We start from the raw sequence: 9,980 nt of genomic DNA, 5'->3' as shown, positions 1-9,980 counted from the left end.
CTGGAGCGTATAGTGGCGGATGCTGGTATCGCTGGAGATCGGCCCGTAGCTCACGACGCCGGTCAGGCCCGTGCTGATGTCTCCGGCGCGCAGCGTGTTATCCGCGCCCAGGTACGGGATCGGGCTGGGATTCTGGCTAGTGCGGCCATCGTCCAGCACGATGCTGCGGCGCACGTTGTAGTCGAGACTATTGCCCTGGTCGTTGGTCGGCGTGTACATGCGGCCTTCCGCCGAGAGCGTCACCTGACCGTAGCGGCCCTGGAAGTAGTTCTGGCTGACGGTCAGCGCTTCGGGGAACGTGACCACCATGCCCTCGTACTGCTCCATGCCGCTCGCCGTCGCCACCGGCAGATCGACGGGCGTGGGCGCGAGCGGCGTCTCTGCGCTGCACACATTCAGCGCAGAAACATTGTCGATCTCGGTCAGCGCGTTGAACTCCTTGACCTGGCCCGTGACGCGCACCCGCTCGCCGATGCTCACGTTGACGCTCGACAGCGGATTGGCGCTCGGCACAAACACGAAGATGCCGTCCGAGGTAGCAATCGCGCCGTCGCCGGTCTGATCCTGAACGAAAAAGCCGCTCAGCTCGGTGCTGGCCTGGAAATCGCCCACGACGATGCCCTCGAACGTCACGGTGGTGTTCGCCAGCGGGCTGGACGCGCCGCTGCCCTGGATCGTATAGATCGGCGTGAGCGTTACGCCTGCCGGGCAGCTTCCAGCGGGATCGCTCACCGTGATCGCGATCGTGCAGGTCGCGGTCTGCGGCGTTGCGTCGTTGTTGCCAAAGGTGATCGTCGCGTCGTAACTGCCCGCCGGAACCGCCGCATCGACGGTCAGCGTGGCCTGGAGCGTACCGCCGGTCGCGGCAGCAGGCGTCGATGCGGTGATCGCGATCGAGCCGGCGGCGGGCGCGGGCGTGACGCTCGTGACCGCCGCCGTTGTAACCGTGCCGTCGGCGTCGGTCGCGGTGACATTGCGGGTTGCCGCCGTGCCCGCCTCGGTGCTCAGCGGCCCGCCGCACGTCGGAGTGATTGGCTCGCTTCCGCCGCCGCCGCAGCGTGCCAGCGCTGTGGATGTGTTGCGCGGTGTGGGCGTGAATACGTCAAAATCGGCGCTATTGTCGTCCGTCTCCGTGCAGCCGCCGTTCCTGCGCTGCGCGGCGGTGGTGGCGCTGAGCGCAGGAGCAGCCGCCGTTCCCTCGAAGTCACTCGACGTGCCGTATCCAACCAAATCAACCAGCGAGGGAGTGCTGCCGGAGCTACAACGAGTCGCGGCTGCACCACAGGTCAGCAGCGTTGTCGAGTTAACCAGCGCGACCTTTCCATTTGATGCAGACATAGCAATCGTGCCAGTTGCATCAGGTGTCGGCAGCGCTGCGCCGGTGGATCCAGCCGCCTGCTGGATCAGGAAATACTGGCCTGGAGCCAGCGAAGCGGACGGCAGATCGGTCTTGCTGGAAAAGTTATTCGCCGCGCTGCCGTACTGCACGGACCAGCCAGCTAATGAGACAGTAGTGGTGCCCCGATTGAAGAGTTCGATGAAATCGTTGAGGTACGTTGCGCCTGAACTGGCGCCGCCGCCGTAGACCTGGCTGATGACAACGGTTGAGGATGCGGCGATTGCCGCCGGTGTGGCAGCGGGAATGCTGCCGAGCGCCGTGAAGAGCAGCGCTAGAATCATGCTGAAGTGGACGAGCGGACGGCGCGCTGGGGGATGGAGAGCGAACATGGAATTCCTTTCCTTGCCGAAGAGCCTGCTTGCATCATGCATGCTGTGTTCAGTGCAGCGATGCAAGCGTGATGATGTGCCGAAGTAGTATAGTTGATATATGTTAAGCAGAGATCAAGACGCGAGGAACGACAGCAAGCCACCGAATGGACTATTGTGCTCCGTTGTTACTCCTTATACCAAAGCACGGATCAGCGCCAGGCCTACCACATCAAACACAGCACGCCGCACGAGTGCTCGGCGGCGTAAGGCATACATGGATGGGGCTTTTTTAAGCGGCTGGATAGCGTAGGACGTAGCTTGATCCTTAATGGGCAGGCACCGGCAGATTTCTTGCACTCGTTTCGAGTTCAAAGGCCAGGGATCAGGGAGCAGGGGTCCGGGGGGTCAGGACATTCTCTGCTCTATTCCCCGTTCTTTGTTCCGGGTGCCATGCCCAAAGGGCAGCCGCGTGGCACCCGGCTCTTTGTCTTCCATCATGCGGCGGGCAGGAGCTTCCCAAGCTGCGAAAGCATGGACGGCACATCCATCGGCTTGAGCCAGACCTCGTTCGCTCCCTATGCGAGCGCCTCTTGCTCCACGTCCGGATCGCCCGTGATCATAATCACATAGCTCGCTCTGCTATCGACTTTCAACTGATGCAATACCTGGCAGCCATTAATATCGGGTAATCCATGATCCAGAATCACAAGCTTTGGACGGCGGCGATAACAAGCTTCTAAAGCGGCCTGTCCCGTCCCGACATCGACAATATGAGCATTTGGCTTGGTACGGCGGATCAGCCTGACCAGGAGGGAACGAATGGAGGGATTGTCATCGGCGATCAAGATCGAGTCGATCATAGCGCTCTCCAACACGAGTTAGCCGCATGCACTGGCTCAACTGCTAATCAGGACGATGACTGCGGTCGAAAGATTAGGCCAGCGATTCGCTGACTAAGAGCGAATAATACCAAACTCTACGTCATTTGATAGTACGATCGAGCAAAATACCTCCAAGATTCGATCTACCGCTCTCACCAGCCCAATCTATCTTGCCACCCAACCTCACAACATATGTTCACGGGCCAACACTGTACATAGGCACGCGCGGTCCCAGGGAAGATACCAACTGCATCCAGGCGTGCGTCATCCTAGATGCAGTTGGAGGCCCTGAGATGATCATCTCTATTGTATGACAACGTTACGCAGCCTACTAACGATACGGGATGCTGCTGCATGTCGACCGGAACGAGCCGCCTTCGCACTGATGCTGACGCTATTTCTCCAAACGGCAGCAGCTACATAGGCGATAGCCGCGCACAATGGCTGTCCGCACATCCAAAAAAACCTCGTTCGGGATTACTACGCAGGGGCTTCCAATCCGATGAACGATACCTGTCTCGCTGTCGCCGACATACCGTACTACGGGGGAGTGTTGAGGGGTGTAGTGTGACGTTGCTAACATAGCGAGGCTCCTCGGCGATGACTCACTAGCTTTCACAGAGCGTAGTATTTGGTATTAGCTAGAACGATCCCGAATCATAAGGCGTTACGGCTAGTGACAATTGGTGGGACCTACACAGGACTAAAGTTTCAGAGGCGGCGATGATATTTGCTGTGGGTGGCTAGAAAAGCGACTTATGCGAAGGTGTCACGCTCCCGCTAGGAGCCTGGCAGACGCTCGCCGCGCAAGTTATCGAAGGTCGCAAAGCCCTGGCCGCTGCGCGACGTGAGCACAAAGCCGTAGCGATTGACGAAGGGACCCGGCGGAACAGCAAACTCGGTCAGCGGCTGGTCGTTCACGATGAAGCGAATAGCCTGTCCCTGGCGCTCGATCGTAAGCCGATTGGCAGCGCCGGGCGTGTCCTGGAGCGCGGCGCTATCAGTCCAATCCACAATCCTTGTCACGACGTTTTCTTCGGTCGTCGCACTGCCCTCCTGCCGCTCGATCGCATATCCGCCGTCGGGCGACAGAATGATCCGATACGATGTCGCAGGCTCAGCGAACAAAAAGACCAGACCAGCGCCGCCCTGCTCGACGGCCACATCGACGCCCAGCCGATAATTCTCGGCAGGCAGGGGCGTCGTAAAGCCGATGCTGGTCTGACCGTTCAGCCGTAGCTGGTAGCGCTGATCGACGACGCCCGCGCTCCAGGTTTCTGTCTCGCCGCTGGGCCAGCCATGCGCCGCCGTATCAAACGAATCCTCGATAAACGTATCCGGCTGCGCTGGAGCCGCGCTGCTTGTCGGCTGTTCAGTGGTGGGAGTAGGCGCTTCGGTCGGCGCGGCAGTAGGCTCCACCGTCGCGGTGACACCGGGGGTGGCCTCGTCGGTCGCATTCGCCTCCACCGTCACAGCGGCGTCGATCGTCGGCAGATTGGCGTAGGCCTGTGTTCGCGACGGGCTACCGCCGCCGACGAGCGCGCCCGTCAGGTAGCCCACCGCCAGCGCGCAGACAATCGTCAGGCCGACAAGCGCCAATTGGAGCCAGCGTGAATTCTTCAAACGCATCGGTCTTCTCCCGCACAGCAGACTGATCGAGCAGAGAGATGATCAGCTTCGGCAACCAGCGCCTCAGAGGCATTATACGGCGTGTCGTCAAAGAGCGTGCCAAAAACCGGGAAAAGCCGCGCGGCGTGGTCCGTCTGGGCGCGGAGCAGATTGGGCGAAAGTCCGACTTGCCGCAGCCAGCACCGCGTGATAAAATCCAGGCTACATCGGCGTTGACGAGGAGAGTAGCTTTGACCCGCGCCATCCAGGGATAGGCCGCCACCGACTGAAAGCGGCTTATGGCAGCAGCAGAGCCAACACCACCTCCGAGCCCGTCCGCGAAATCGCGAAGCCGAGACTAAGCGGATGCGCCTGGCCCCCGTTAGCGGGCCGTCAAGTGAGAACGGAAGCATCGTCGGGCAGCGCTGGTACGATGAGTCCGATCTAAAACCGGGTGGAACCGCGGAGCAAAGCTTCGTCCCAGTGAGGGCGAGGCGTTTTTGTTTTAAGCTGGTGCGGCGTCGGGGAGCATGTTGGAGTTTCGAGCATCGAGTTCTTTGAGCCTTGAACCTTTTTGAACGTCGTCGTTAGGAGGAACGCAAACCATGAGCTATCGGTACGAGCGCTACCGCGAACGACCCCGCAGCCGCGTGCGAGGCTGGCTGGTCGCGCTGACGATCCTGGTCTGGCTGCTGGTGCTGGGCTTTGTCGCCCTACGCTTCTTTGTACGCCCAGGCGTGACCAATTACGTCAACCGGCAGATCGCCGAATCGATCAACCCGCAGGCTGCGCCCGACGACAGCACGCGCGATGCCCTGCGCGACAGCTTGCAGCAGGTGCCGATAGACATCTCCGTGCCCGCTGGCGAGATCCGCGTGACGGAAGCGCAGGCCAACGGCTACCTCGCGGCCTACCGCGAGCGGCTGAGCGGCATCGACGATCTTCAACTGCGCTTCGTGCCCGGCGAAGTGCAGGCCGACATCACCGTGAGCGGCGTCACCAGCACCGCCCATGCCCGCCCGGAGGTCCGCGATGGTCAGATCATCGCCACTGAGCAGCGGCTCGACCCGCCGCTCGGTCTGATCCTGTCGATGGACGATCTGCTCGGCGCTTTTCAGGATCGAATCAACGCGGAGTTTGCGGCGCAGGGTCGTACCGTCAAGGGTATCCGGATCGAGCAAGGCGAGGCGGTTATCACGCTTGAATAGATCGAATAAATCAGTGTCTTGATGATGGAGGAATGCTATGCCAGTTGTCACACCCGAAAATGATCCCCTGTACAGGCTGCGCCACTCGGCGGCGCATGTGATGGCCCAGGCGGTGCTCGAAATGTTCCCTGAAGGCAAGATCGCGATCGGCCCGCCGGTTGAGAACGGCTTTTACTACGACTTCGATCTGCCGCGCACGCTCACGCCTGACGATCTGGGCGAGATCGAGAAACATATGCGGCGGATCGTGCAGGGCAAGCATCGCTTTGCCTGCCGCGAGGTGTCGGCGGATGAGGCGCGCGAGCTGTTCAAGGACCAGCCCTACAAGCTGGAGCTGATCGAGGGCCTGCAAAAAGGTGCCGACGAGTACGGCGAGAAGCAGATCGGCACGGCGGGCGCGGAGCAGGAGTCCGGGCGCGTGGCGATCACGACGTACAAGCACGATACGTTCGAGGACCTGTGCCGAGGGCCGCACGTCGAAGACACGGGCGCGATCAAGCCCGACGCCTTCAAGCTGCTGCGGGTGTCGGGCGCGTACTGGCGCGGCGACGAGAATCGCCCGCAGTTGCAGCGGATCTATGGCACGGTCTGGCCCAACAAAAAAGAGCTTGAGGCGTACCTGCACCGGCTGGAAGAGGCCAAGAAGCGCGATCACCGCAAGCTGGGCAAGGAGCTGGGTCTGTTCCACTTCTCGGACGAGGTCGGGCCTGGCATCCCGCTGCTCACGCCCAAGGGCGCGGTGATGCGCCAGATCATGGAAGATTACGTCCGCGAGACGCAGACGCGCTACGGCTACGATCATGTCTGGACGGGCCATCTGGTCAAGGAATCGCTCTACGCCAGGTCGGGCCACCTTGAGAACTATAGCGACTCGATGTATCCGCCGATGGTCGAGGACGCCGAGCACGGCCAGATCTATCGTCTCAAGCCGATGAACTGCCCGTCACACATGACGCTCTACAACGAGATGGGCATTCACTCGTACCGCGAGCTGCCGCTGCGCTTCGCCGAGTTTTGCACGCTCTACCGCTTCGAGAAGGCGGGCGAGCTGAACGGCATGACGCGCGTGCGGGCGCTGACGCAGGACGATTGCCATATCTTCTGTATGCCGGAGCAGATCGAGGGCGAGTTTAGCCGCGCCCTCCAGCTAATCCGCGAGGTCTTCGAGACGTACGGCTTCTACGATTACTACGTGCGGCTCAGTCTGCGCGGCAGCGAGGGCAAGTACGTCGCCGACGACGAGAAGTGGGATCGCGCTACGGCAGCGCTCAAGGCTGCGCTCGACGCCAACAATGTTCAGTATGTCGCGGCGGAAGGCGAGGCCGCCTTCTACGGTCCCAAGGCCGACTTCATCGCGCGTGACGTGCTGGATCGTGAGTGGCAGCTCTCGACGATCCAGGTCGACTTCATTCAGCCCGCCCGTCTGGGCTGCGAGTACGTCGGCGAGGATGGGCAGCGCCACACGCCCGTGGTGATGCACCGCGCCGTTACGGGCTCCTGGGAGCGCTTCTACGGCGTGCTGATCGAGCACTACGCGGGCGCGTTCCCGGTCTGGCTCTCGCCGATCCAGGCGGCGATCATCCCGATCACGGATCGCCACGTCGAGTACGCGCGCGAGGTCGAGCAGACATTGAAGGCCACAGGCATCCGCGTACAGCTCGATCTCGGCGACGCGCGCATGAACGCCAAGATCCGCGACGCGCAGTTGCAGAAGATCCCGTACATGCTGGTGATCGGCGATAAAGAGCAGGAGGCGGGCGCGGTTGCGGTGCGGCTGCGCAATAACCAAAACCTCGGCCCGATGCCCGTGGCCGATGTTGTGGCGCGGATTCAGGAGAAGGCGCGCACGAAAGACAAAGAGATCTAGAACAACAAACAACGAAACAACGAACAAACAAACGATGCGCCGCATTGTTCTTGGTTCTTTGTTGATCTATTCGCTCTAAGATCGTGGCCCTTTTGTTGCCACGAGAGATGCTTTATAATCGCGGTAGATCTCGCGAAGGAGGCCAGAGTGAAGGATTTTTTCAGCTTCGTTGGCGGCGCTGTCCTGGGCGCGGCAATTGGCGCTGGCATTATTTTGTTGAGCACGCCCAAATCGGGCGAAGAAGCGCGGGAGACGATCCGCGAGCGGTGGAACACGGCGCTCGATCAGGGCAAGCGCGCCGCCCGTGAGCGCGAGCAGGAACTATGGGCCGATTTCAATACCCGTGTGAAAGCTCCCGCCGGGCTGCCGCTCAACGAAAGCGATAAGCTGGAGCCGGTTGTCACCTGAGCGCGGGGCCGCGATTGTATGACTCGCAGGAAGGAGGGCTGATCTGGCGCTTGGCATGCTGTGTCAGCGCCAGATTCGCCAGTATTTCGGCACCCGCGATCGGCAGGTCCAGGATCGCCGCACCAGAACAGGAGCTACGCGGCGCAGCCGAGGCTCGGATCTGCAACCTGCGCAGCGTGGAGCGCAGCTAAACGCCATCACCACCGCATCGCGCCGCTCACCTACAGCGCGCGAGCAGAGAGCACAGCACACATGGAAGCAGAAATCGTCGCAATCGGCACGGAGCTGCTGCTAGGCGTCACCGTCGATACCAACAGCGCATATCTGGCCCAGCAGCTTGCCACAATCGGCGTGCCCATCCGCCGCGTCACACTGGTGCGCGATGATCTCGCGCAGATCGTCGGCGTGCTTCGGGATGCGCTGCGTCGCGTCGAGCTGGTCATCTGTTCGGGCGGCCTGGGACCAACCGGCGATGATCTGACCAGGGAGGCCATCGCGCAGGCTACCGAACGACCGCTGGAATTTCATCAAACGCTGCTCGACGATATTGCGGCGCGCTTCGCGGCCTTCAAGCGCCGGATGAGCGAGTCGAACCGCCAGCAGGCGTATATTCCGCAGGGCGCGTACATCATACGCAACCCACGCGGCAGCGCGCCCGCGTTCGTGGCCGAGGGCGGCGCGGCAGGTGCCGGGCGCTTTATCGCGGCGCTGCCGGGCGTGCCCGATGAGCTGATGTATCTCACCGAGCACGCGCTGCTGCCGTATCTCCGCGAGCACCACGGCCTGAGCGAGGTGCTGGTGGTGCGCGAGCTGCGGGTAACGGGGCTGACCGAGGCCGCTGCCGGGGAGCGTATCGCCGAGATCATGCTGGGCGAAAACCCGATCGTCGGGATCACGGCCAAGCGCGGTCAGCATACGATCCGCATTGCCGCGAAAGCTGGCAGCCACGAGGCCGCAAACGCGCTGATCGAGCCGCTGGTCGAGCTGATCCGCGAGCGCTTCGGCGGGCATCTGCTGGGAGAAGAAACCCTGGAGCAGCGCGTCGGTGGGCTGCTGGCCGAGCACCAGCTACGCCTGGCGCTGGTCGAAACCGAGCCGAGCGCGCCGGTCTATCGCGGGCTGTCGCAGAGCGCCGAGGCGCGGCAGGCGCTGGCCCATGTGCTGATCCAGCCGCACCTGACGCCAGCCGACGGCGACTATGCCGGGCTGGCACGCGCGCTCGCCGCCCAGGCTGAGGAAGCACAGGCCGACGCGCGTCTGGCGGTGCTGATCGAGGCAGGCTCCGCAAGCTTCAAGACGGTGCATTTCGCGCTGGGATCGTCGCGGGCGGGAGCGGAGCCTGCCTATCTCGCGCGCGGCTTCGATTGGGGCTTGCCGCAGGTGAGCGACTTCATCGCCACCACCGCGCTCGATCTGCTCCGCCGCTGGCTCGAATCATGTCCGCGCGATGCAGCGCCGGAGCGGACGGAGTCTCCGGCATAGCGCGCGGAACATCGTCGCGCGCATCTGAAGGTTGCCCGCTTTCATCACGGCTGGGACGAGCATGCCATCACTAAAAACCGCACTTTCGACCATACATCGCGACCGCCAATGGTGGCGTAAAGTGCTGCTGGGCGGCGCGCTGTCGCTGACCGTCGTCGGCTACCCGCTGGTCGAAGGCTATCAGCTCGAAAGCATCGAGAACACCCAGAACGGCTATCCCACGCCCTTACCGCGCTGGAACGAGCTGGGCACCAAGGCGGTGCAGGGTATTTTTGCGTTCGTGATCGACTTTTTCTTCTTCGTCTTTCCGGTACTCTTCGGCGGGATGCTCTTGCTCTGCAGCACGCTTGCGCTGAGCCTGGCCGGACTCGGCGGAGCCGGGCTGCAAATCTTCGGCACGTTTGGCGGCGTGCTGCTGATCGGCTGGTTCGGCTTCGCCTGGCTGAGCAGCGTCTCGCCGATCGGCAAGCGGCTCTACGTGAGCGACGGACAGCCCACGCAGGCGCTTTCGACCAAACCGCTGCGGCTGGCGCTCGACCCTGAGGCGCGCGCGGTGTATCTGCAAGCGCGGCTGCAATCGCTGCCGGTCTATCTCGTGCCGCTGGCATTGCTGCTTGTCACCATCCAGAGCACCGGGTGGTCGGGCTGGCTAACATTGCTGCTGCTCTGGCTATGCCTGTCGGCGCTGCTCTACGCGCGGCTGGTGACAGTGCAGCTCTACGATGCCGCCGCGCGCGATATTCAGCGCCGCCGCTTCGAGGCATTTCGCGAACGCACGCGCTCCTGAAACATCGTGGCTGCGGCTATCGTACAGAG

General features: G+C 62.2%; 8 protein-coding genes. 5 read left to right on the top strand and 3 right to left on the bottom strand.

The features are described 5' to 3' along the window. From VFZ66_22630 to VFZ66_22620, 3 genes are all read right to left on the bottom strand, one after another. Positions 1-1,728 (bottom strand): lamin tail domain-containing protein (locus VFZ66_22630; protein HEX6292000.1); only part of this gene is annotated, 1,728 nt, incomplete at its 3' end. A 557-nt stretch (positions 1,729-2,285) separates the two neighbouring features. After that, positions 2,286-2,570: a response regulator gene (locus VFZ66_22625; protein HEX6291999.1), complete on the bottom strand. Its 285-nt coding sequence runs from the start codon at positions 2,568-2,570 to the stop codon at positions 2,286-2,288. A gap of 801 nt (positions 2,571-3,371) precedes the next feature. After that, positions 3,372-4,220 carry a hypothetical protein gene (locus VFZ66_22620; protein ID HEX6291998.1) on the bottom strand — a complete coding sequence of 283 codons (849 nt, stop codon included), beginning with the start codon at positions 4,218-4,220 and terminating at the stop codon, positions 3,372-3,374. A gap of 584 nt (positions 4,221-4,804) precedes the next feature. Between VFZ66_22620 and VFZ66_22615 the strand changes: the two genes are divergently transcribed. The 5 genes from VFZ66_22615 to VFZ66_22595 all read left to right on the top strand — a co-directional run bounded on the left by VFZ66_22615 (position 4,805) and on the right by VFZ66_22595 (position 9,951). Beyond that, the gene (locus VFZ66_22615; GenBank protein ID HEX6291997.1) at positions 4,805-5,407 is read left to right on the top strand and encodes a hypothetical protein; all 603 of its coding nucleotides are present in this window, start codon (positions 4,805-4,807) and stop codon (positions 5,405-5,407) included. Positions 5,408-5,444: 37 nt separating this feature from the next. Further along, positions 5,445-7,274, top strand: coding sequence for a threonine--tRNA ligase (gene thrS, locus VFZ66_22610; protein ID HEX6291996.1), 1,830 nt, complete (start codon positions 5,445-5,447; stop codon positions 7,272-7,274). A gap of 147 nt (positions 7,275-7,421) precedes the next feature. After that, complete coding sequence (locus tag VFZ66_22605) at positions 7,422-7,682, top strand: YtxH domain-containing protein (GenBank protein HEX6291995.1); 261 nt, start codon at positions 7,422-7,424, stop codon at positions 7,680-7,682. Positions 7,683-7,934: 252 nt separating this feature from the next. Continuing rightward, a complete protein-coding gene (locus VFZ66_22600; GenBank protein HEX6291994.1) occupies positions 7,935-9,164 on the top strand; it encodes a molybdopterin-binding protein in 1,230 nt (409 codons plus the stop codon). A 61-nt stretch (positions 9,165-9,225) separates the two neighbouring features. After that, a complete protein-coding gene (locus VFZ66_22595) occupies positions 9,226-9,951 on the top strand; it encodes a DUF4013 domain-containing protein (protein HEX6291993.1) in 726 nt (241 codons plus the stop codon). The last annotated feature ends 29 nt before the right edge of the window (positions 9,952-9,980 follow it).

It is taken from the genome of Herpetosiphonaceae bacterium (assembly GCA_036374795.1).
In the GTDB taxonomy this organism is placed as follows: domain Bacteria; phylum Chloroflexota; class Chloroflexia; order Chloroflexales; family Kallotenuaceae; genus LB3-1.
Note: the sequence above shows the minus strand (reverse complement) of the source record. Positions and strands in the feature narration are given on the sequence as shown.

Excerpts from the sequence above, each read along its gene's own strand:
- VFZ66_22625 (HEX6291999.1), bottom strand. The coding sequence starts at position 2,570 with ATGATCGACTCGATCTTGATCGCCGATGACAATCCCTCCATTCGTTCC.
- thrS (HEX6291996.1), top strand. The coding sequence starts at position 5,445 with ATGCCAGTTGTCACACCCGAAAATGATCCCCTGTACAGGCTGCGCCAC.
- VFZ66_22615 (HEX6291997.1), top strand. The coding sequence starts at position 4,805 with ATGAGCTATCGGTACGAGCGCTACCGCGAACGACCCCGCAGCCGCGTG.
- VFZ66_22595 (HEX6291993.1), top strand. The coding sequence starts at position 9,226 with ATGCCATCACTAAAAACCGCACTTTCGACCATACATCGCGACCGCCAA.
- VFZ66_22600 (HEX6291994.1), top strand. The coding sequence starts at position 7,935 with ATGGAAGCAGAAATCGTCGCAATCGGCACGGAGCTGCTGCTAGGCGTC.
- VFZ66_22620 (HEX6291998.1), bottom strand. The coding sequence starts at position 4,220 with ATGCGTTTGAAGAATTCACGCTGGCTCCAATTGGCGCTTGTCGGCCTG.